Source organism: Bacillus sp. AFS018417, from assembly GCF_002560985.1.
GTDB lineage: Bacteria > Bacillota > Bacilli > Bacillales > Bacillaceae_G > Bacillus_A > Bacillus_A rhizoplanae.
Genome location: NZ_NTTM01000006.1, coordinates 120,080 through 143,298, shown reverse-complemented (window position 1 = coordinate 143,298; position 23,219 = coordinate 120,080). Strand labels below are relative to the sequence as shown.

Genomic DNA, 23,219 nt, shown 5'->3' with positions numbered 1-23,219 from the left:
TATGAGTACGGTTAAAACAAATTATAAAGTATCTCCCATTTTTGTTTTTTTCTTAATCCATGCTGCTCAATTCGGTGTTGGGGTTCTCGGATTTGCACGTATTATTGCAAAAGCTGCCGGATATGATGCATGGATGGGTGTAATTATAGCGGGGATAGGCGTTCACATTCTTATGTGGATGATGTATCGTCTATTAGGAAACGCAAATGGAAACTTGCTTACAGTGCATCAAAATATATTTGGAAAATGGCTAGGCAATGCATTTAATCTAATCTTTATTACATATTTCTTTCTAGACAGCGTATCCGTTATACGCACATATGTAGAAATTATTCAAGTTTGGATGTTTCCAACAGCATCTACATGGAAATTAACAATCTTTCTATGCATACTTAGTTATTATGTTATTTCATCTGGCTTTCGGGTTATGACTGGTATTTGTGTTATCTCCGTTGTTGCTACATGCGGATATATCATGATGCTGCTTATAACCATTAAATACGCTAATTTTGGAAACCTACTACCTATATTCTCTCATTCTTTTGGGGATATTTTAAAAGCAACTCAAGCGTCGACTTATACCATGATTGGCTTCGAACTCATTTTGATGATATATCCGTTTATCAAAACCCCGGAGAAATCTCATAAATTTGCACAATATGGTGTTTTATTTTCTAACTTTTTATTTTTACTAAGTACCATTCTTGCCTTTGCGTTCTTTAGCGAAAAACAATTATCAAAAACAATTTGGTCACAGCTATCCATTTCACAAGTAATTCGTCTTCCTTTCATTGAGCGTCTAGAATATATTGTTATCTCCGGCTACGCAATCATTGCAATTACAAGTTTTATCTTACCATTATGGGGTGCGACAAGAGGATTTTATGAACTATTTCGCATAAAGCAGAAATACATATTAATTTCCTTATTATTTTTAACCGTCATTATTTCACAATTCCTAACGGAACGGCACCATATTAATAACTTTGTTACTCATGTCTCAAAGGTAGATTTTTGGATTGTTTATGTGTACATCCCAGTTTTATTCCTTATAATGTGGGTGAAAAACAAATGGAAAACATCAAAAAGCAAGTAGTATTCCTTTTTAGTTTGTGCTTATTTTTTACAACAGCATGTGTGCCCAAAAGCATCGTTGATGATCTCAGTCTTATTCAAGGTTCTGTTTTTGATGTCGCTTCAGATACAGGCTCAAAGAAGGAAAAAGTAAAAGTGACTTACGTTTGTCCTATTCGAAAAAAAGGGAAAACAGTACAAGTACTTCAAGGATATGGAAATACAGTCAAACAAGTTAAAGTAACAACTGCTTTAGAATCTGGAGAACCTCTTGCCAGCGGACAAATACGCGTTACTCTTTTTACAGAAAAATTAGCTAAAAAAGGACTCTCCAGCTTATTTGATACACTTATTCGTGATGTAAATATCGGAAACTTAGTATATGTTGGTCTAGTTGAAGGCGGAGGAAATGGAGAAGGGCAAAAACTACTATCAGGCCAATATCAAACTGCTTCTAACGTAGCAATCTACATGACAAAAATACTAGAACATAATATGAAAACAGGTGTATTACCAAAAGATAATTTACACCTTCAAGCTTTTCGATATTATCGCGATGGGCAAGATACATATATGCCTATTTTAAAAAAGAAAAAGAAAAGTATTAAAATTACGAGTATAGCTCTTTTCAAACAAGATAAATATGTAGGGAAAGTAGAAGAAAAAGATATGTTTCTTTTTAAAACACTGCTCGAAAAAAGCGAATTGGATTCACATGAATTTAAAACAAGATTAGGCTATACGATCATTAACAATATTCGTTCTTCTCCTTCTTATCGTGTATATGTAAGCAACGGCAAGCCTTCCTTTTTTATTCATGTAAAAATGGCAGCTCGCATTCAAGAGATTTCGAAACATACTAACCTAGAAAATAAAAAAAATGTAGAAAAAATCAAAAAAGACATTGAAAAAGGCTTAAATAAAGATGGAGTAAAATTAATTAAAAAATTTCAATCTCTTGGTACAGACCCGCTCGCTTTAGGTGCCAGATTTAAACAGCACTACAGACCTTTTAAATTAAAGGAATGGAGAAAAATGTACAAAGATGTTCCTGTAAAAATAAAATATGAAGTTGATATTACAAATTCAGGCGTTATTGAGTAAAATAATTGATCCTCTTTCCTAAAATTAAATTGGAAAGAGGATCTTTTTTGGTAAAAACAGAATTTAAGCCTCTCTACCATAAATCGTGTTACAATAAAAATCGGCAAAGAACGAGAAAGGATGAAACAACATGACAAACGAAAAAGGTTTAGATAAAGGATATGAACTTGTTGCGAAAATGCATGAAGTATTTGGTCACCCTGTTGCAGATGCTCCAACAAAATTAACAGAAGAACGTGCAAAAATTCGTGCAAGCTTTATGCAAGAAGAACTAGAAGAGTTTTTAGAAGCAAACACAGTAGAAGATCAATATGATGCATTAATTGACTTAATTTACTTTGCATTTGGAACGTTTGCCGAAATGGGTGTACGTCCTGATAAAGGTTTTGAGATCGTAAACAATGCAAACATGGCAAAATTATTCCCAGACGGTAAACCACGCTTCCGCGAGGGTGACGGCAAGATTTTAAAACCTGAAGGATGGGAAGCACCAGAACCACAGCTTCGTGCGGAAATTGAGCGTCAGCGTCAAGAAGCAAAAAAATAATATATGATTTCCATTTGAAAAGGAGCCATCTGTTAAATGGCTCCTTTTCTCTATTTCTTCTTCGAATCTCCCATCTGAGGTTGCTTTCCTTTCGAAGCATTTGCATCGAAATTAGGCTGTCTTTGGCCAGTATTGTTACTTCTACCTTTACCCATATGTATACACCCCCTTCTTCTTTATTATTCCCAAATAAAAAATCTCCTTGCATTGAAGGAGATTTTCTTTAAGGCACTAACGCCCTATTCCATAGTTGTTTAATCTTACATGCCTTGATACGGCGTGACAGAAGGATGGCCGTGATGATAACCATGGTGATGAGGATGATAAATAACATGTTGATAGCCATGATGATGATATGGATAATGTGGATGATACCCCACATGATGATATGGATAATGTGGATGATATCCCACATGATGATAGCCATAAGGATATCCTCCATGTGGATATCCTACTTGTGTTGTAGGGAATCCCCCCATACCATATGGACTAGGCATTTGTCGTTGTTCATTATAATTCATTTCGTTCACCTCTTCCTCACAATTTAATGTGTCGATGTTATCATATTGCAAAAAGAGAATTAGGTGTTTGTCTGTTCCAAAATTGAGCTCTTTCATCCCGTTCAAAACATAAAAAGAGCACCTAAATAGGTGCTCTTTTCCATTAATTCGCTACGATATTCACAAGTTTTCCAGGAACAACAATTACTTTACGAACTGTTTTCCCTTCAATTTGCTCTTTAATTGCCTCAATTGCAAGTTGTTCCATTTCTTCTTTTGATGCATCTTTTTTCATCGTTAGCTTCGCACGTACTTTACCCATGACTTGAACAACGATTTCAACTTCATCTTCTACAAGTTTAGACTCATCAAATGTTGGCCAGCTTACATATGTGATTGTTTCGTTATGTCCAAGCTTGCTCCAAAGCTCTTCCGCTACGTGCGGTGCAACTGGTGCTAACAATTTCACAAAACCTTCTACATATTCTTTTGGAAGTGTTTCTGCTTTATATGCATCATTTACAAACATCATCATTTGAGAAATCGCAGTGTTAAAGCGAAGTTCTGCATAGTCTTCTGTTACTTTCTTCACTGTTTGATGATATGCTTTTTCAAGATTTTTATTTGCTGCATCTGTAATTTTCTCACTTAGTTCGCCATTATCTTGAACAAATAGACGCCATACGCGATCTAAGAAACGACGAGCTCCGTCAAGACCATTTTCAGACCAAGCAATAGAAGCATCTAATGGTCCCATAAACATTTCGTATAGACGAAGTGTATCTGCACCGTGGCTTGCTACGATATCATCAGGGTTTACAACGTTACCTTTTGATTTACTCATTTTCTCGTTGTTTTCACCTAGAATCATACCTTGGTTAAATAGTTGTTGGAATGGCTCTTTCGTTGGAACCACACCTACATCGTATAATACTTTATGCCAGAAGCGTGCATATAGTAAGTGAAGTACCGCATGCTCTGCACCGCCGATGTAAATATCGACTGGAAGCCATTGTTTAATTTTTTCTGGATCAGCAAGTGCTTCACTGTTTTTCGGATCGATATAACGCAGGTAATACCAGCAGCTGCCTGCCCATTGCGGCATTGTGTTTGTCTCGCGGCGACCTTTCTTACCAGTCACTGGATCAACAACATTTACCCACTCATCAATGTTTGCAAGTGGTGATTCACCTGTACCAGATGGACGGATGTTCTCTGTTTTCGGAAGAACTAATGGTAGCTCTTCTTCTTTTACAGCTGACATTGTGCCATCTTCCCAGTGGATAATTGGAATCGGCTCACCCCAGTAACGTTGACGGCTAAATAACCAGTCACGAAGACGGTATGTTACTTTTTGATTTCCTGCACTTGTTATTTCAAGCCATTCAATCATTTTCGCAATTGCTTCTTCTTTATTTAAGCCATCTAGGAATGCAGAGTTAACGTGTGCTCCATCGCCTGTATGTGCTTCTTTCGTAATGTCTCCGCCTTCTACAACTTCTTTCATTGGAAGCTCGAATGTTTGCGCAAACTCGTAATCACGCTCATCGTGTGCTGGAACCGCCATTACTGCACCTGTTCCGTAGCTAGCAAGCACATAGTCAGCGATCCAGATTGGTAATTTCTCACCATTTACTGGGTTAATTGCATAAGCACCTGTGAATACGCCTGTTTTTTCTTTCGCAAGCTCTGTACGCTCTAAATCACTTTTCGCTTTTACAGAATCAATGTACGCTTCCACTGCTTCTTTTTGATCCGCAGTTGTAATTTCTGCAACAAGCGCATGCTCTGGAGCAAGTACACAGTAAGTTGCACCAAATAGTGTATCAGGACGCGTTGTAAACACTGTAAACTTCTCATCTGTACCGTCGATGTTGAAGTGAACTTCTGCACCTTCAGAACGACCGATCCAGTTGCGCTGCATATCTTTTAAGCTTTCTGGCCAATCAAGTTCATCTAAGTCTTCAAGTAAACGATCTGCATAAGCTGTAATCCTAAGCATCCATTGTCTCATCGGACGACGTTCAACAGGATGTCCGCCGCGCTCACTCACACCATCAATTACTTCTTCGTTCGCAAGTACAGTACCAAGTGCCGGGCACCAGTTTACTGGTACTTCATCCACGTAAGCTAAGCCTTTTTCAAATAATTTTAGGAAGATCCATTGTGTCCATTTGTAATAGCCTGGATCTGTCGTATTTACTTCACGATCCCAATCATAAGAGAAACCTAATGATTTAATTTGATTGCGGAACGTGTTAATGTTTTTCTCTGTAAATTCAGCTGGGCTGTTTCCAGTATCAAGTGCATATTGCTCTGCTGGAAGACCGAACGCATCCCATCCCATTGGATGAAGTACGTTATAGCCTTGCATACGTTTCATACGAGATAAAATGTCCGTTGCTGTATATCCTTCTGGATGTCCTACGTGCAGTCCTGCACCTGATGGATATGGAAACATATCTAGTGCGTAAAATTTCGGTTTATCTGTTTCATCTGGCGTACGGAATGTTTTATTCTCTTCCCAATACGCTTGCCACTTCTTCTCAATTTCTTGATGATTGAAGCTCATTAAACACCCTCCATTCAAATTCTATATATTTTCACCGCCAAAAATACAAAAAACCCCTCATCCCAGAAAGGGACGAGAGGTTATATTCCCGCGGTACCACCCTAAATTAATGTCATAAAGGATGTTCAAAACGTCCGGTAAAGATAGCTATCGCATTTCTTCGTTACGTCGCCAGTCCGGTACTCATGTAGTCACTCTACACTCCGTGTCCTCCTGGCTTCCGCGCCTCGAACTGCTCTGCTCTCTTTATCCTCCTTTTTGAACAAGCACTAATATACATTCGCTTAGATCCGTAACGTGGATAGACGGCAAATCGCTACTTTCTTTCACGACCGCAACTCCAAGGCGAGTTCATAACGAAACGTGGATTGACTTGCACCGACCGTCAACTCTCTAAACCAGCTTCTATTACTACTACTCCTTATCACTGTTATTACATATGAGTTATTTAAAATATATTCTAAAACAAGTTACATGTTCCGTCAAACTAAACTGCAATTTTTTCTTCTACTGTTTCTTCAACCCGTACTCTCTTATCATAAATACTCGTTGCGATAAGTGCTACTACAAGCATTACCATTATCGCTATGAACAATACTTCCATATTATATATATCAACGATTGCTCCGCCGACAACTGGTCCAAACATTTTACCAACAGTTGCTGCGCTATTTACAACACCTTGATAAAAACCGAGCTTATCATTTGGTGCAAGGATATTCGCAATCGTTGGAACAGCTGGCCATACAAATAATTCACCGATTGTTAAAGTCACCATCGCCACAAGGAACATTGTAAATTGCTGCGCTTGACTCAGTATAATGAAGGATACTGCGAAAATACCAATCCCGATCATAATCTGTTGTTTTAAAGAACGCTTCATCGCACGAATAATCATACTTATTAATGGCTGAGCACAAACAATCATCGTTCCATTTATCGTCCATAATAAACTATAATGACGAAGGCTAATATTCAACTCCTGTATATACGTTGCAATCGCGCCTTGCCACTGTACATATGTAACCCAGCATAAAGCATATGCTACACATACAATAAGAAGCGCCTTAAATCCCGGTGTAAGTGACCAACCTTTTTTCGTTTTTTCTTTTCCTTCTACACTCTTATCTTTCTTATCTTCCATACCACGGAATCCAAGAAATGCAATTAAGAAGAAAATAAAGTATAAAATAAAGTTTGCTAAGAAAATATAATCAAAACGATAAGAAGCAACTAAACCACCGCACGCTGTTCCAATAGCGATTCCAACGTTTTGTCCTACATACATCGCATTAAATGCTCTCCGTCCGCCTTCTGGCCAAACCGTCCCGACCATTGCATACATCGACGGAAAGACCATTCCAGAACCAAATCCAATTAACGCAAGCCACACAACATAAAATGGCCAACCATGGAAGAATACCAGTCCTAAAATCGCTAATAGTGTAATAACAATACCAACTAAAATGGACTTATATCCGCCCCATTTATCAAATAAAACACCGCCGAGTAAATTACCAATTACTCCTGTTAACGAGTTAATCATTAATACCATTCCAGCTACAGATAATGACTTCCCTAAATGATCATGTAAATAAATCGTATTAAAAGGCCATAAAAAAGAAGCACCCGTGACGTTAATAATCATCCCAGCTACTAATAGCCATACTTTCCTTGGCATACCCCTTCCCTCCTATTCTATTATTTTTTCGATCTTCAATAACAGTAAAATTGTAGTCGTTTTTAGGTAGGAAGGCAAATGATTAATAGTTGGTGAAATTCTGATAATGAGATATAAAATAAAACCCACCTCTACATAAAGAGATGGATTTCCTTTCACACTTTACAGCATTTGGAGAATACATTGAAGTTTCATCCCCTTATAAATCACGTGATTTAAATGTACGAATCGCTATAAAAATAGCTGCTAACACATATAAAACAGCATAAACAATCATCATGTTACTCGGTGTTGAAACACTCCCAAATACTCCTTGTGAAGCTATTGATAAAGGATTGTCTGCTGAATCAAATAAATAGATTGTCATTTTACGATACATCGTATCGATTGGGAATAAAAGGCTGGCGATTATGCCCATGTTTACAAGTGCTGTTTTTTCCGCCAATGTACCGATTTGTTCAACAAATCCACCAATAAACCCAGTTCCGTATAAAATAATTAACACAATGCCAGCATTTAATGTCGCCATACGTGTGCTTAGTAATATCGCGATGCTAATTAAAATAACGGGCTGTATTAAAAAAAGAGCCAATGCTTTTATAATCTGCGTCGCCGTGAAATCTAAATGAAACGTATTCCCTCCCATTGTTTGATGAATAAGCACGATACTTATAAATAGAAAGGCTGCGTACGCAATCAGTAAGCAACATAAGCCGATCCATTTTCCCATTAAAAAGGAAAAGCGCGAAATCGGTCTCGTCAACCATGTATCAATTTGATGACTTTCAATTTCATTGGCAATGCTGCCAACACTACTTAAAATAGCTAACAACGCAGTAATAAACGAAGAAAAGTATAACCCCACCCCAAGAAGTTGTGTAGAAAAGAAACTCTTGCTCATAACATCTTGAGCTGTCGAAAGACCACTAGATTCTCCCGGAATGATTTCACTGACGGCGTAATGAATGGCCACTCCATAAAATATTAAAAAGGCAAAAGTCATACATAATGTAATGGTAAAAATACGCTTTAAAAGGATTTCTTTAAATGATAACTTGGCGATTGTCCACATGCTGCGTCCCCTCTTTCTTATTCACCCAGTACATAAACACATCTTCCAAATGCGGGTGAACCGGATTTAGCTGATACACAGGAATATGTAGTGATACAAATGCTTCTAACAATCTAGGAATGTCGTCTTCTTGTTGCAGCGTGATAATCCAACGTTTACGATTTTGCTGTTCTTCTATCTTCCTTACGTTTTTAATAAACGCAGGCAGTTGTTTAAAAAACAATTCGCTCTTTTCACCAAGTGTTACTTCAACTTCCGTTTGAATCATCATTAATGAGCGCCAATCTCCTTGTACAATTAGCTCTCCCTTATTAATAATCGCCACGTGATCACATAGATGTTCAATTTCATTTAATAGATGGCTATTTAAAAATACTGTCTTCCCTTGGTCCCGAAGCTCTTCCATTAAATGACGCACTTCTTTTCGCCCGATTGGATCAAGCGCGGATGTTGGCTCATCTAAAAAAATCAATTCCGGATCAGAAAGCAGGGCACAGGCCAGTCCAATACGCTGCTGCATTCCTTTTGAATAACCGCGAATTTTTTCTTTCTCCCTTCCCTTTAGACCTACTTTTTCAATAACCTCATTCATTTTTGCTTTCCGCTCCCGAAAAGGCAGATCGCATAATTTCGCATGCGTTTCAAGTAACTGCCAACCAGTCAGCCAATCAGGATAGCGAAACAGTTCAGGTAAATAGCCAATGCGCCGTTTTGATTCAATTGTCCCAATCGGCTGTCCTAGCATTTGCGCTGTTCCAGAATCCGCATGAATCAATCCCAGCATCGTTCGCACAAACGTACTTTTCCCTGCACCGTTAGGACCTATAAACCCGAATACAGTACCGCGCGGAACGTCTAATGAAATGTTGCGGATACCGCCTTTTCCGTTATATTGTTTTGTTAAATTCTTTGTTTGTATAATCCAGTCTTCGTTCATGTTTTACCTCCGCCCTATACAGGAACAGAGCCGCCCCTTTTCGCGGAGCCGCTCTTGTTCAATCATTATTTTAATTCATTTGCAAGTTTAATAAGATCACTTGCATTCATATCTTTCCCCTGCTCTTTATGTTGCTCGATCATGTTCATTTTCCCGTCTTTCTCCCAAATCAGCACATTTTCATATTCTGTATTATATAAAACGGCCTTTACTCCTTGAACATTTGTCTCTGATACTTTTGCATCTTTTGCTACATAAGGAATCGGCAATGTATGTGTCCAATCTTGAATACCTGCAAGTTGCGTTTTCACATTCCCAGGAATAATCGGAAGCTCTAAAACTGTTTTTTGTAATTTCGCAACATCTACACCTTCTGGAACAGAAATTTTTGGTGCATCAATCACATTATAAGAAAAAGCGCTTGATGTTCGATTGCCCTCAACTTCTATTTGAGTACGTACTGATTCCGGAACTGTGATTGAAAATTGCTTACCATTCAAAGCACTTTCAAATTGCGTATTACTTTGTAATTGTTTCAATAATTTATTAGCTTTTTCTGTATCGAGCTCAAATTGCATAATAAATGACGGATTCACATCCACATTCGTTACACGATATCCATTTGGCACTTTTGGGACAGCATATCCAGCTTCTCTTGCTTGCTGTTCTGACTGAAAATGAGCATCTTTTTTACTTCCGTTATCTTTGATTTCTATTTTCCCAATTCCTTTAATGGACTTTTCTCCTTCTTCCGTTTTAGAGATCCATCCTTCAATATCACGTAAGTCCGAATCGGTAAGTTGAACGAACTGTACATCCTTTACTCGAAAAATCGATAACAAGTTACTTGCTCCTGCTCGTACTTCTGGAACTGTTAAAGACACACACACAACTGCCGCCGCTGCTGCTGCAGTAATCCAACGTTTAGATGATTTCTTCATATTATGCCATCTTCCCTTCTTTTTACTTTCTTCACTATTTCTTTCTTCTGTTTTATGATTTTTGATATTCTGTTCAAAGGTTTTCCAAGCTTGATCAACATCGATATCAATTTCTTGACTAACGTTTGTATATTCATCATCCAATACAACTTCTCCCCATTGATTAAGCTTGCTCACTTCTTCTAACGTCTTTTGACATTCTTTACATTGGTCAAGATGCTGAATATATTGTTTTCTGTCATCGCGGTTTAATTCTCCATCTAAATACGCCTGAATAAATCCAATATCTTGGCACTTCATTTGTCACCCCTCCTTCATCCCTCTATACATCTTCCGAAATTTCGCTTTCGCTCGTGCTAGCAATGTTCCAACCGAGGATACTTCCATATGAGTAACCTCCGCGATTTCTTTGTATTGGAACCCAGAAAACTTCATTAATAAGAGGGTACGTTCCCGCTCATCCATTTCTTTTAATGTACTTTGTACACGAGTAATTTCTTCTTTTTGAATACATTGTTCTTCCGATGACGGACAGCTAATTGACTGTTTATTATTGGCTTCTTTTTCGATTCTTGCTTGATGCCTTTTTTCAGATCGCAAATAGTTATATGCCGCATAAATGGATGCTTTTGCAAGCCATGCTGATAAACTTTCAATCTGTTTCCATTCTGTATGATATAATTGCAAAAATACTTCTTGCGCTAAATCTTCAGCAATTACTTGATCTCGCACAATCCGCATAATTTGTCTCACAACGTGAGCATAATATTGTTTAAATACATCTTGAAACTGTATATGTGAAACTGAATCTTGTTCATATATATTTAGCAATGAAGCTTTCACCTCCACTCGTTTCTTCCTCCTTATTAGCCGCTTTCACTATAAAGAAACCATAAATTAACTATTTGTGACAGAAAAATAAAAAATATTTTCTTGTAATCGTTTAATCTTGTATTGAAACCAGCTTTAATCCCTTACCCTCTAAGAGATTTTATTGGGAGGCAAGTACAAAGCATAAATCTATAAAGTGAAAATTTCATCAGTATTTTTTCATTACCACTAATAGAAAGTCCGCTTTTGGTAGTTAGGCGAGAGCACCTAGCCACACATGGAATTTATCCATAAAATGGTATACAATACATATAACCATTTTTAAGGGAGAAGCAAATGGATACAAAAAAAGCACAAAAAGAAATTAAGAAAACGAAAAGAAAAGTAGTAATTGTATTATTTTCTATGTTTATCATTGGAGCAAGTTCTGTATATTGGAAGTTTTTTAGTTTACAAGGTGTTCCAAAAGGTGAATTGATTCAGGAGGTGAAATCTCCAAATGGTACATATACGTTAAATGCCTATATTACAAATGGTGGAGCAACTACAAGCTTTGCCGTGAGAGGTGAACTTATTTTTAACAAACGTAAGATATTTAAAACAAAAAATATTTATTGGAATTACAGAGAAGACCAAGCCAATATTGAATGGAAAGGTGAAGATACTGTTATTATCAATGGCCATACGTTACACGTACCAGATGAAACATATGACTTTAGAAAAGATTAGAAATATACTTCATTTTTACCTTTGATAGCTATAAAGATGAATGCGTGGACAAAAGCGTCCAGTAAAGGGGAAATGACTATATTTACAAAAGGGGATCGAACTGTGAGTGTCATACATCCTCCTGGTGAAAATGCTTTTTATCTTTACGAAGTCAAATAGTAACTGTACTATGAAAAAAGCTAAGGTAACATTCATGCATTTTATTGAATGCTCCCTAGCTTTTTATAGAACCACTTCATATAACTTTGTTATTAACAAAGTTATAACACTATATCCCCTTCTACAATCTTTAAAAATCGGTTATTCCAAATGTTCTCATGATGTTTAATAATGGTTTGCGCTTCTAATACTGTACTCGTTATCGTACTGTGTGTATTTTTATAAAGAATGTTATTTTGATAACCTAAGCTATACGCAGCTCGAATTGTAGTATCTAAACAAAATTCAGTTTGCGCTCCCGCAAAAATAATTTGTTCAATTTCTTTCTCTTTTAAGTAGTTTAATAGTTCTGTTTGATAGAATGAATCCCATTTCGTTTTTTGAATAACTTTATCTGAAGAAGTTTTCACTAGCCCCTTATGTAATTGCCAGCCATCTTTCCCTTCAAACATTTCATTTGTTTCCTCTGTGCTCGTATGTTGAATGAAGATAACCGGGATATTTTTCTCATGAGCTTTTGTGATTAATTCGTTTATATTTGCAACTACATGTTCCTTGTCGTACAAAAAATTTTGCGGTTCATTAAAAAAGATTTCTTGCATGTCAATAACAACTAAAGCTTGCTTCATTATCGTTTCACATCCTATTGGTTTCTTTTTCATTATAGCACGGCATTATCAAGCTAAGTTTCGACAGCTAAAAACCGTTGCTCCTTTTACCCATTCTGTATATCAAATCATTATTTTTTCCATACCAAATAATCTCTTGTAATTATGTTTGAAAAAGTAAACTATCTGTCCCCGACTGAGTATCGAGAACAGATAGCCTTTTTGTTTTTCATGAATGTATTTCTTTTAAAATTTTAGATATATTAGTCGTGAACAATATGTAATTTTGTTTTTTCGTTTTAATTAAAATCCGATTCGTTGTACCATATGGTGCACCTATTCGAATTGCATCAGCTTTTTCGCCACCGTAAGTATCATCTTCGGTAATTTCAATAATTTCTTCCAATGGAATATTGACCGTTGCAAGCTGCCACTTAATAATTAATTCTTTTTCTGTTTTTTTCACATCAATCCCTACCGTAAACATATTATCAGAACCTTCCTATAATTTCTTTTCAATTTCATTATAAAGAGAATTCCTTTATTTATTATTACATGTTTTTATTTCCAATAGTTGTACAATGGAAAAATCCAATTACCTTTAACATGGAAATTGCTCATACAGAATTAATAATTAGAATAATAGAAATGAATACAGGAGCAGCATTTATGCGTTATAACATAAAAAATACCGAGCATCCTGTGCTCGGTATTTTCCAAATCCTATTCTTCTTTCGGCAAAACAATCCCTTTATACAATTGAACGGTAATGAAATAATAAATCGCGTAAATGACTACGAAAATGACAATTGGAAGCCAAATCCGGAAGTACGGATCAAGTAAAATAAAACCGAACATTTTCATCCCAATTAACACGTGTACAATTCCTACAATTGCCGGGAATAAGAACACTAAGAATAACTCTTTATAAATGGACTTCGTTAATAACTCACGGCGCACACCGATTTTACGAAGCATGTTATAACGTGTAATATCTTTTGATGCACCAGAAAGAATCTTAAACATTAAGCAACTTGCCATCATTGCTAAGAACGCAATTCCTAGGAAGAAGCCCATAAATACAGTTCCGCTCGCAATACTGTAAAACCCTGTATACATCGCATATTTCGTTGCTAAATCATCAGCTTTTACATCTTTATATTTCGCTAACTCTAACTCATCAAGTTTTTTCCATTCATCTTTATGTGCTATAAAATTATCTGTTTTTCCAATGAAGGCAATTCCTTCGTTTCCTTGTACTTCATTGTACATCTTTTGATCAACAATTTTTATAGTGTGGTCGCGATATAAGTAGAATGGCTGGATACTTCCTAAAGCCTCTGCCCATTTTTCGGGAATTACCGCTGTATTCTCCGTTTTTTCTTGACCATGACTAGAAATAGCACCTACAGGAAGCTCTCCTGAAACGCGTTTAAATTTACCAAAGCTTTCTTTCCCTTTACCTTCATGTACTAACGGAGGATTTTTTTCTAAATCCTCTTTTAAATAGTAAACAAATTTATCATCAACTTTATAACGATATTCGTTTTTCTCATTGAATGTAATACTGTCTAAAATTTTCTTCTCTTCTGCTGTTGGATTATGAATGGCTGTATCATATATTGCAAAGCCATCAACTGTCAGCGTGACATTATTTTTAAAAGCCATACCGCCAGAAATGGCACCTGCACCAAGAGCAACTAACATCGCTACTGTTGCTAGTACTCTCGTTAAGCTGTTAATACGGAAGTTTAGCTGTGCAAATGTAAAGGCGTTAAGCCCTTTTTCGCTTCGTTTTTTATTACTTTTCAGCTTTTTAATAATAAGCGGAAGAACAGAAGCAAATAACATATACGTTCCTGATGTTATTGTAATGAGCGCAATGATGATACCAAATTGTTGTAACTTGTCCATATAAATCATAGAAGCATAGCCGATTGCTAATAAAATAATCGCAAGAAATGCTACGATACCAGTCATTTTTCCTTTTACAGCAACGCGCTCTGTTTGCGCATCTGCATGCACAAGCTGTAATACTGAAATACGTGATAGTTTAATACTATTCATAATTGCGGATAACACAAATAATGCAAAGAAGAAAATACACGTAACAGTCATCGATGGAACATAAAATGCTTGATAACCACCTGCAGTAAATTCAATCTGTTTCATAAGTAGCTGTCCAATTCCTTGCGCCAGTCCTACACCGACTGCAATCCCAATCACAAGAGACGCCACTCCTATTACAATTGTTTCTATAAACATAAGCAATGTAATCTTATGTCTTTTCGCTCCTAACATCATATACATTCCAAACTCTTTTTGACGAAGGGATAGTAAGAATGAGTTCGCATATAAAATATAGAAGAATGTAATAATAGCTAATAAAAATGAACCTGCTTGAAAGACAAATGCAATTGATGCAATAACAGAATTTGATTCAAGAAACGCTTTATTTGTCGCTAACGTTTGGAACATATAAAAAATAGAAATCGACATAACAAGACCAACGAGTAAGACGATATAGTCTTTTAACTTACTTTTCAGCCCCGACATGGAAAGCTTAAATAACATGATTGAACCTCCTTTCTTACGCTTTTTGTGTGCCTAAATCAGCAAGCACATTTAAAATTTCTTTATAGAATTCTTCACGAGCACCCTTGCGGTGAATTTCTTTATATAACTCTCCGTCTTGAATAAATAAAATACGTTGGCAATAACTTGCACTATACGGATCATGTGTAACCATCATGATAGACACACCTTGTTCTTCATTTAAGCTTGTCATCGCATCTAAAAGACTTGTTGCGTTTTTCGAATCAAGTGCTCCTGTTGGCTCATCCCCTAAAATAATTGCCGGTTCATGTACAAGCGCACGCGCTGCTGCTGAACGCTGTTTTTGCCCGCCTGAAACTTCTGAAGGGTATTTTTGAAGAATTGCTGAAATCCCTAACATTTCCGCTACCTTCTCTACTTTTGGGCCAATCTTTTTAGAAGAAACGCCTTGCAGAGAAAGAGGCAATGCAATATTTTCATAGATTGATAGATTCTCTAGTAAATTAAAGTCTTGGAAAATGAATCCTAGTTTTTGTGAACGGAAATCAGATAGTTCTCCTTGCTTCATTTTCGTAATATCCGTGCCAGCAATTTCAACAACGCCATCCGTCGCTTTATCTAATGTTGAAATGACATTTAATAAAGTAGTTTTACCAGAACCAGATGGTCCCATAATCCCAACAAATTCACCCTCTTGAATAGAGAATGATACGCCCTTTAATGCATGTGATTGGCTCCCACCTTTTTTACCGTATACTTTTTGAACATTTTTTACGTCTACAACTGGTGTTTTCATATATACCCTCCTGCACTTTGTTTTCCTGTTCCTATTTTGCTCTTTTCAAGCATGATCTGCCATTGATTAAACTTACATTTATCTTACATTTTTGTCATATACAAAAACGGCTCCATATGTTACGTGTAAACACGTAACATATGGAGCCGCTTGTTATTTTAACGTATTTCCGAAAGAAGTCCCCATCTTCAAGCGCGTAACAGGCAATAGCTTAGCGGTAAGGTGGGGATGAATTTCGGTTAGGCACAGTCTAACTCACTTGTAAAAACAACCAATTGTTATTATGGTGGATACATTCTATATCCGATATCTTCACTTGTTTATAAGATTTAGACGGATTTTGTATATAGTGTCCATCGATATCTTGAATGTACACCATTTTTCCTGTAAATCCCGTCACGAATCCTATTTGTCCAAATCCTTTCACCTTATTACCTAAATAGATTCCATCTACATGTGATGTATTTTTCTTATTTCGATTTGCCTTTGTATTTTTCGTTTTTCTTCCTTTTCTTGCAGTTGCTTCATGGAGAGAACGCTTTTTCTTTCTAAATTGCTTGATGCGAAATTCACCACTTTGATCATATTCTTGTAACCGTTTTGGATTTGTAATTGCAATGGCATCATTTACATGTGTTTTTGGTAAACGCAACTCTTTTCGTATCGGTGTTGTGTAACTGCCATACGTAATCTCACAATCTAAGCGTTTCATAATTTGCAAACGTAGTATATTCATAAAGGCCGTTTCTTTATATTGTTTTGGTTTCTTGAAACTGTGTTTGATTTTCCCTTTATGGAATTTTTGATGACATTCTTCATGTACAGTTACAAGGTTATCTGCCATATCGGAACCACCCTTATGGCGCTCAATGATGTGATGGGTATGCAAGATCCCACCTTTTTTCTTACAAATTTGACAGGTATATTGATCTCGCGCAAACACGTAATACCTTATATTCCAAAAGCCAAAGGCATCCCCTTGTTGATATTCTATTCCTTGTATGTCAGGGTTTTTTAGTTTTTGCGCATCAAATTTTCCTACTTCGACAATGACTTTTGGGGAAGGTAAGAGAGATTTGAATTTCTCTATCCAATGAATAACATTGTCGATTCGACTTTGAATGGAGGGCGGGAGCCAGCCTTCTTTCTTTTTTCGGTTCAGAAAACGTGCCTTTCGGTAGCGGGTTTTACGTTGTCTTCGACTTCTACGTAGTGTAGCTCTGAGGGTTAGGTTTTCTTTGACATCTTGACGTAACGCAATGGTTCCTTTTGTAAGTACTCTTTCTTCTGTGGTAATTGCAATGCCTACATACTTTGCGCCACTGTCAACGCCGATTGTAACAGGTTGTACCGTTTCTCCAGTAGCGTATTGGAGCTGAATGGTAAATGGTGTGTATCCCACAATTTTTGCTTTTCCTTGTTTGAGAAGAAGGCGAGCCTTACGAGGACTGCAAGGCATAAGCAGTTCTCCTCTTAAATTCTTGACAAATACACGCATGTTTTGTCCCTCCTAAGAGTTTGTTTCCCTTCGCCAATGTTTGTAGGTGTTGGCAACTTCTTGGATAAGAAGGCTTGTGGTTGACCGTTCCTTCCCAATCAGAACTGTTACAGAGCCACCATAGAGCCAAGAACTAGGGAATCATTCTTGGGTATGCAACTTACGAACGGAGTCTATAAAAGACTAAGGCTAGACAACCAGGGCTTTTTACAAGCCCCCACTTCAAAACGCATTAGCGTTTAAGTGGTGGGTAGTTGACGATATATGTTTTCATTTCACGCAATAAAGTTACATTACAACCGTGTTATCTTTCCAACTCTCGCACTTGGATCTACATGTAATGTACCGCTACATTTAACTTCATCCACATTGCAGTCTGGACCGATTTTTATATGACGACCAGACACAATTGATACATCTGTTTTACTTAAAGTGATGTCGTTTCCTTTTATCGTTTTACAAGAAATTCTTTTCTTTATGCCTGGGATAAAACTTGTAAGAGATATAAATTTACGAGATGGCGCTAACGTGATTATATCCCCTTCAACATGTTGCAATTCACTAGGTGCTATAAATCCTATTTCAATCTTTTTTGCTTGTAGATTTCCATTTACTCGAACAGCCCCTTGCACTGTAAGTGTTTCGGTACACACATCTTCCTTTATCGATAAAGTACCCGATGAGTGTATATGTTTTGCCTGTATTTTTCCTAATTTACAACTACCGGTGTTTTTTATTTCGTTAATTTGAGATACCCCTTCAATCTTGCATGCACCAGAATTGCTAAAACTTTCAGCAATTAAACTTCCCCGAATTGTGCAGTCCCCGATTATACTAAATTCATTAGCCTGTACATCCTTTTGAAAAGATGCAACACCTTTCACACGGACACTTTCGGTAATAACTGGTTGTGAAAAAGATTTACTTCCAAATACATTGAGTTTCTCCTGTACATGATTAGCTCTTGTCTCCATAGTATTTTTCATCTCTATTTCCTTCCCTTTATTTTTTCCCATCGTGTTGTATCCCGCATTAACGGGCAATAAGACCCCCACCTCGAGATTGAGAAAGAAGCAAAGAAGATAGGTGGGTGATAACTGCCCGTAAAAGCCCGATTGGTTCAACTAACCATCAGTGGGGGATGAAGCCCCCACTGATGGAAGTTTCACTTTATAAAAAACTCAAGCATGTCAATATTTCTCTCTATATCAAATATACCACATATTACCATATTGAATATAAAAAAAGCTGAGCTCATGTAAGCTCAGCTTTTTCATTTTATCCTTTTAAAATAAAAACCACTCTAACAATAATATGCTCCTCTTACGAGGGCTTTGTTTTTTCTGTGTATGAGCTGCCTTTTTGTTCAAATTCATCTTATTTGTTAGCATTAATTTCTTGTTGTAATTTCTGATTAGAATTTTGTAATTGTTGATCAAATTTTTCTAATGCAGCATTAATAGCTGTTTTGTCTTTCTTTTGAACAGCTGCTTTCAATTCTTTTTGAATACCACGTTCGCCTTGTTCTTTACCTTTATCATGATCTTTATCTTCGTGTTTTCCAAATATCACTTCTAATTGCTTATGCGCTTGTTCTTTTGTTAATTTCCCATCTTTTACTTGTTGTTTAATAGAATCAATTTCTTGTTTATGAGCTTCGTAAAAAGCTTTTCGTTGTGCCTTCTCTTGTGCCTCTTGTTTTTGGAAACCAGCTGTTTTGTGCAATTGTTGCTCTAAATTTTTATGTGTTGCTAAATCTTGTGTAAGTTTAGTTTTCAAATCAGAAGAAGCGTATTGATTAATGACATTCGTAAGCTCCTTCTCATGGTTACCTTTATGGTGATGTTCTGCTGTTTCATGTGTAGCTGATTTGTTAGATGTATTGGAATGATTCATCACTGCACTTCCAGATGCTGGAGTCAATATTGTTGCTGCTAAAATAGGTGCAATCAAACTTGATCTTAGTTTCATTTGAAGTTCCTCCTAAAATACGTAATGGCGTTACAAGTGGAATTATCGGACATGTTCCTTAACTTTTCCTTAACTTAAAAAAATACATGATAAAGTGAAACTTCCATCAATGTTTTTTCGTTCCCCACTGATGGTTAGTTGAACCAATCGGGCGCGTGCCAGCAGTAAGATCCCCACCTATCTTCTTCGGATTCCTCACAATCTTGAGGTGGGGATCTTACTGCCCGCGAATAGCGGGATAAAAAATTTCAGCCAAATGATACTGAAAATAGTTTAAAGTACACAAATCTCACATTTCTGTAAGGGCAAAAAATAAAACCAGGTCATACTTCGACCTGGTTTACTCTGATTGCTTTGATTTTTGTGGTTGCCCTTTTTTACGATTTCTTTGCTTCGCTTGCACCACTGGATCTAATTCATTTGAAAACTCGGCATTATGTCCGTTTTGTGTTTTTTGCTCTGGGTTATTTTGATCAGAACGTTTTGCCATTTATCTTTCACTCCTTATTAGTGCGGTGTAGTGACCATTTGATGCCGCAACTGTTGAACCGCAAGACGAGCACGATATAACTGATCGCGCTGCTCAGCAGTTGCAAAGTGCTCCATTGTTTCAATTTCTGTATAAGCTTTTTCCAGTTGGAGCTGTGCATCTGAATAATTCATCTTATTGTAATGTTCTTGTCTCATGCCACATTCTAGTTGTTGTTTTGCGTATTCCATCGCTTGTTCTGCTTCATTGATGCATCGTTCAATTGCGTGACGCTCTGCCATCATGTTTCCTCCTTGCCTTTCATTTCTCCATTAGTCTATCCCTTCCATCTGAACCTTATGAGTATGTTATAATGATTTTTGCTCATATCATTGAGGAGGCATAATATGAAAGTCCAAAATCCTTTCCCATATTCAAATGACAATAAACGTTATCATACATGGAACTATCACCTGCGCGGACATTTTGGCGAGAAAATCTTTAAAGTTTCCTTAGACGCTGGCTTCGATTGTCCAAACCGTGACGGCACAGTGGCATACGGCGGTTGTACATTTTGCAGTGCGGCTGGTTCTGGCGACTTTGCTGGTGACCGCCGTGATGATGTTGTTACGCAATATCATGAAATGAAAGAAAAAATGCATACGAAATGGAAAGATGGCAAATGTATTGCGTATTTCCAAGCTTATACAAATACACATGCTCCTGTTGAAGTGCTAAAAGAAAAATTCGAACCTCTTTTAAAAGAAGAAGGTGTTGTCGGTTTATCAATTGCTACCCGACCAGACTGCTTACCAGATGATGTCGTCGAATATTTAGCTGACCTAAATAAGCGTACGTACCTTTGGGTAGAACTTGGCTTACAAACAGTTCATGAACGTACAGCACTTCTTATTAACCGTGCTCATGATTATCCATCTTACGTAGAAGGTGTAAATAAACTTCGTAAGCATAACATTAACGTATGTTCACATATTATTAACGGCCTCCCTCTTGAGGACTATGACATGATGATGGAAACAGCACACGAAGTGGCAAAGCTTGATATTCAAGGTATTAAAATTCATTTGCTTCACTTATTAAAAGGAACGCCGATGGTGAAACAATATGAAAAAGGACAATTAGAATTCCTTTCTCTTGAGGATTACGTAAACCTTGTTGTTGATCAGCTTGAAATCATTCCATCAGACGTCATCGTACACCGCATCACAGGCGACGGTCCGCCTGACTTAATGATCGGTCCGATGTGGAGCTTGAACAAGTGGGAAGTATTAAATGCAATCGATGCTGAATTTGTACGCCGCAGCAGCTGGCAAGGCAAATATGCAAATGAGGTGACGGAAGTATGAAATTAGAACGCATCTTACCTTTTGCACGCACACTGCTAGAGCGAGCAGTGAAAGAAGGAGATTATGCCGTTGATGCAACGCTTGGCAACGGTCATGATACATGTTTTTTAGCAGAACTTGTTGGAGAAAACGGAAAAGTATTTGGCTTCGATATTCAAGAAGAGGCAATCACAAATTCAGCTGCGCGTCTACAAGAAAAAGGACTGGCTGAGCGCGCCGTTCTTATTCATGATAGCCACGATACATTAACAGACGTATTACCAGAGGATGCAAAAGGAAAAGTAACAGGGGCTATCTTTAACTTAGGTTATCTTCCTGGCGGTGACAAAAGCATTGTCACAAAACCGAATTCAACACTCTCTGCCATACAGCAGTTATTAGAAGTCATGGCACCGGAAGGAATCATCGTTCTCGTCATTTATCACGGACATCCGGAAGGACAAGTCGAACGCGATGCTGTTGTAAAATTTGCAGGGGAGCTGGATCAAAAAGAAGCTCACGTACTGCGTTACGAATTTATGAACCAACAAAATAACCCGCCGTTTATTATTGCGATTGAAAAACGATAAGGCACCTCGTCAATATATCGGCGCTTTTTGAAATATATCGACCGCTTCTCGTCATATATCGGCGCTTTTTAAAATATATCGGCGCTTCGACACAATATAAAGACCGTTCTACAAAATTCGACGTGAGTACCAAAAAAAAAATACGTGCATATTGCACGTATTTTTTATCACTGCGCCATTTTCTTTCGATACATCTTCCCATTCCAATAGAAAAAGCGCGAAGTAAGACCCCCATATTTCACAATACGCCGTGCCATCTGCTGCATTTCTTTTTGCTGCGACACTTTTTGGTCTGATAAATATATACCAAGTAGCCCGCGGCTGATGAGGCGATGAAACTTCATATGCGGCAGTTGTTCCAAACTTTTTTCCGCTTCTAGCACAAAATGTTTCAATCTCTCAAGTGTTGCTTCTTTATTCTCATAATAACTACAAAAATTTAAATCTCCGCCAATGCGGTCTTCTTCTTGGTCAATGAAATAATCAAGTAAAATATGCAATCCTTGTACATACGGAAAATATCCTTGCTTAATTTTCATAATATCTTCGTCTGTTAATTCATCGTGGAACGCATACGCTACAAGACAGAAAATACCGAGCGTTGAGCCTGCGCATGCGGAAAATTCAAACCAGCTCATTGGCGGTACATTTTCACGATGCACTGCAAACCACGTTTTTAAGCGCTCTTCTCTCTCTTCTAGCTTTACATGTTTATGAATTTGCAAATCACAATAATAACAAGCAAGCTCATGAAGAATTGGTGCAATCTTGTTATAATGCTTCGTTTTTGTAAGCACGTCCTGACACGTTTCTACAAGTTCATCTAAATAACCGCCATCATCTTGATCATCACGGTATCGATAATAATTGCTTCCTTCACTTCCTGGCGTTAGCGCCGCAAGCATCGATTCATGAAGCGCCGCAAAATCATTCGGATCAAGCGATGTGCTGCGATCACATAAATTATCCAAGTAATCACTAATCGTTTGATACGCTACAATAAATCGAATACATTCCTCACGATGTTCATGGGCAAGCAGTGCTAAAATCCCACCGCCTTCACAGTGAAACGTTTTATGTTCAATACTCGCTAACGCTTGATTATGAAGTTCATCATTCGGAATATGATAGGCGCGTTCTTTCCACTTTGCGAGCTCATGGTGTACGACCGGAAACACATCTCGGTATACTTTCGCCATGAGCGTTATGGGGTTACTCGGTACTTTCACTTCTTTCTT

Annotated in this window: 23 protein-coding genes and 1 other annotated feature; of the genes, 6 read left to right on the top strand and 17 right to left on the bottom strand. The window is 37.3% G+C overall.

All coding sequences use genetic code 11. From position 1 onward, the window contains the following. The first annotated feature begins 1 nt into the window (after position 1). From CN326_RS04610 to CN326_RS04600, 3 genes are all read left to right on the top strand, one after another. Positions 2 to 1,096, top strand: coding sequence for a GerAB/ArcD/ProY family transporter (locus tag CN326_RS04610; RefSeq protein ID WP_098306679.1), 1,095 nt, complete (start codon positions 2 to 4; stop codon positions 1,094 to 1,096). Next, positions 1,072 to 2,178 (top strand): Ger(x)C family spore germination protein, encoded by a 1,107-nt coding sequence (locus CN326_RS04605; RefSeq protein WP_098306677.1) that lies wholly within the window; start codon positions 1,072 to 1,074, stop codon positions 2,176 to 2,178. The genes CN326_RS04610 and CN326_RS04605 overlap by 25 nt, the downstream gene beginning before the upstream one ends. Positions 2,179 to 2,308: 130 nt before the next feature. Next, positions 2,309 to 2,725, top strand: coding sequence for a pyrophosphohydrolase domain-containing protein (locus CN326_RS04600; protein ID WP_035436070.1), 417 nt, complete (start codon positions 2,309 to 2,311; stop codon positions 2,723 to 2,725). A gap of 260 nt (positions 2,726 to 2,985) precedes the next feature. Here the strand turns inward: CN326_RS04600 and CN326_RS04595 are convergent, their stop codons facing one another. From CN326_RS04595 to CN326_RS04565, 7 genes are all read right to left on the bottom strand, one after another. Continuing rightward, positions 2,986 to 3,246, bottom strand: coding sequence for a hypothetical protein (locus CN326_RS04595; RefSeq protein WP_176524530.1), 261 nt, complete (start codon positions 3,244 to 3,246; stop codon positions 2,986 to 2,988). A 142-nt stretch (positions 3,247 to 3,388) separates the two neighbouring features. Then, entirely contained in the window at positions 3,389 to 5,797 is a 2,409-nt protein-coding gene (gene leuS / locus CN326_RS04590) for a leucine--tRNA ligase (RefSeq protein ID WP_098306675.1), read from the bottom strand. A 65-nt stretch (positions 5,798 to 5,862) separates the two neighbouring features. After that, positions 5,863 to 6,234: a binding site (T-box leader), on the bottom strand. 50 nt (positions 6,235 to 6,284) lie between these two features. Then, entirely contained in the window at positions 6,285 to 7,478 is a 1,194-nt protein-coding gene (locus CN326_RS04585; protein ID WP_098306673.1) for an MDR family MFS transporter, read from the bottom strand. 199 nt (positions 7,479 to 7,677) lie between these two features. Next, entirely contained in the window at positions 7,678 to 8,550 is an 873-nt protein-coding gene (locus CN326_RS04580; protein ID WP_098306671.1) for an ABC transporter permease subunit, read from the bottom strand. Further along, positions 8,522 to 9,487, bottom strand: a complete 966-nt coding sequence (locus CN326_RS04575; protein ID WP_098306669.1) for an ABC transporter ATP-binding protein — start codon at positions 9,485 to 9,487, stop codon at positions 8,522 to 8,524. The genes CN326_RS04580 and CN326_RS04575 overlap by 29 nt, the downstream gene beginning before the upstream one ends. Positions 9,488 to 9,552: 65 nt before the next feature. Then, the gene (locus tag CN326_RS04570) at positions 9,553 to 10,728 is read right to left on the bottom strand and encodes an anti-sigma factor family protein (RefSeq protein ID WP_098306667.1); all 1,176 of its coding nucleotides are present in this window, start codon (positions 10,726 to 10,728) and stop codon (positions 9,553 to 9,555) included. A gap of 3 nt (positions 10,729 to 10,731) precedes the next feature. Next, a complete protein-coding gene (locus CN326_RS04565) occupies positions 10,732 to 11,277 on the bottom strand; it encodes an RNA polymerase sigma factor SigX (protein ID WP_098306665.1) in 546 nt (181 codons plus the stop codon). A gap of 318 nt (positions 11,278 to 11,595) precedes the next feature. Between CN326_RS04565 and CN326_RS04560 the strand changes: the two genes are divergently transcribed. Then, the gene (locus CN326_RS04560) at positions 11,596 to 11,988 is read left to right on the top strand and encodes a DUF5412 domain-containing protein (protein ID WP_098306663.1); all 393 of its coding nucleotides are present in this window, start codon (positions 11,596 to 11,598) and stop codon (positions 11,986 to 11,988) included. A gap of 260 nt (positions 11,989 to 12,248) precedes the next feature. Here the strand turns inward: CN326_RS04560 and CN326_RS04555 are convergent, their stop codons facing one another. The 9 genes from CN326_RS04555 to CN326_RS04515 all read right to left on the bottom strand — a co-directional run bounded on the left by CN326_RS04555 (position 12,249) and on the right by CN326_RS04515 (position 20,347). After that, positions 12,249 to 12,776, bottom strand: a complete 528-nt coding sequence (locus CN326_RS04555; protein WP_098306661.1) for an isochorismatase family protein — start codon at positions 12,774 to 12,776, stop codon at positions 12,249 to 12,251. A gap of 208 nt (positions 12,777 to 12,984) precedes the next feature. Beyond that, positions 12,985 to 13,242 (bottom strand): SunI/YnzG family protein, encoded by a 258-nt coding sequence (locus tag CN326_RS04550; protein WP_098306659.1) that lies wholly within the window; start codon positions 13,240 to 13,242, stop codon positions 12,985 to 12,987. Between the two features lie 236 nt (positions 13,243 to 13,478). Next, the gene (locus CN326_RS04545) at positions 13,479 to 15,329 is read right to left on the bottom strand and encodes an FtsX-like permease family protein (RefSeq protein ID WP_098306657.1); all 1,851 of its coding nucleotides are present in this window, start codon (positions 15,327 to 15,329) and stop codon (positions 13,479 to 13,481) included. 16 nt (positions 15,330 to 15,345) lie between these two features. Continuing rightward, on the bottom strand, positions 15,346 to 16,107 hold the full coding sequence (locus CN326_RS04540; protein WP_098306655.1) for an ABC transporter ATP-binding protein: 762 nt from the start codon (positions 16,105 to 16,107) through the stop codon (positions 15,346 to 15,348). Positions 16,108 to 16,357: 250 nt separating this feature from the next. Then, a complete protein-coding gene (gene iscB, locus CN326_RS04535) occupies positions 16,358 to 17,605 on the bottom strand; it encodes an RNA-guided endonuclease IscB (protein WP_098306653.1) in 1,248 nt (415 codons plus the stop codon). A gap of 293 nt (positions 17,606 to 17,898) precedes the next feature. Further along, complete coding sequence (locus CN326_RS04530; protein WP_141524965.1) at positions 17,899 to 18,621, bottom strand: hypothetical protein; 723 nt, start codon at positions 18,619 to 18,621, stop codon at positions 17,899 to 17,901. Positions 18,622 to 18,982: 361 nt separating this feature from the next. Further along, positions 18,983 to 19,576, bottom strand: a complete 594-nt coding sequence (locus tag CN326_RS04525) for a hypothetical protein (RefSeq protein WP_098306649.1) — start codon at positions 19,574 to 19,576, stop codon at positions 18,983 to 18,985. Positions 19,577 to 19,916: 340 nt separating this feature from the next. Beyond that, a complete protein-coding gene (locus tag CN326_RS04520; protein WP_003208774.1) occupies positions 19,917 to 20,066 on the bottom strand; it encodes a hypothetical protein in 150 nt (49 codons plus the stop codon). 17 nt (positions 20,067 to 20,083) lie between these two features. Further along, the gene (locus tag CN326_RS04515) at positions 20,084 to 20,347 is read right to left on the bottom strand and encodes a YtzC family protein (RefSeq protein ID WP_098306647.1); all 264 of its coding nucleotides are present in this window, start codon (positions 20,345 to 20,347) and stop codon (positions 20,084 to 20,086) included. A 105-nt stretch (positions 20,348 to 20,452) separates the two neighbouring features. On the opposite strand from CN326_RS04515, the gene mnmL reads away from it, so the two are divergent. Next, a complete protein-coding gene (gene mnmL, locus CN326_RS04510; protein ID WP_098306645.1) occupies positions 20,453 to 21,412 on the top strand; it encodes a tRNA modification radical SAM protein MnmL/YtqA in 960 nt (319 codons plus the stop codon). Continuing rightward, on the top strand, positions 21,409 to 21,981 hold the full coding sequence (mnmM, locus tag CN326_RS04505; protein ID WP_098306643.1) for a tRNA 5-(aminomethyl)-2-thiouridylate-methyltransferase MnmM: 573 nt from the start codon (positions 21,409 to 21,411) through the stop codon (positions 21,979 to 21,981). Before mnmL ends, mnmM begins: the two co-directional genes overlap by 4 nt. A 167-nt stretch (positions 21,982 to 22,148) precedes the next feature. On the opposite strand, the gene CN326_RS04500 is transcribed toward mnmM, so the two are convergent. Next, complete coding sequence (locus CN326_RS04500; protein ID WP_141524964.1) at positions 22,149 to 23,210, bottom strand: tetraprenyl-beta-curcumene synthase family protein; 1,062 nt, start codon at positions 23,208 to 23,210, stop codon at positions 22,149 to 22,151. Positions 23,211 to 23,219: the final 9 nt, after the last annotated feature.